Source organism: Aquabacterium sp. A08 (genome assembly GCF_011742065.1).
In genome coordinates, this window is record NZ_JAAQQT010000512.1 from 1 (window position 1) to 218 (window position 218).

Sequence of the window (218 nt, forward strand, 5' to 3'; positions counted from 1 at the left end):
TCGCGGATGTCGTCGAAGCTGGTGTCGGTGCGGCCCAGTTTGACGGTGCCAAAACCGCCGCTCAGGCCGACGATGGCGGTGCGGTCGCCCAGGGTGGTGGCCTCAGGCGCATCGGCTTTGAGGGTGGTTTCGATCTGGAAGATGGCTTTGAGGCCACCACCGAGGTCTTCGGTGCCACGGAAGCCCAGGCGGCTGGTGGTCAGCAGGCCGCTGGAGAC

The 218-nt window shown here is 66.5% G+C and carries 1 protein-coding gene; it reads right to left on the bottom strand.

What is annotated here, in order from left to right; genetic code table 11:
- A partial coding sequence (locus HA630_RS02925; protein ID WP_166832254.1) for a porin occupies positions 1–218 on the bottom strand: 218 nt, incomplete at both ends.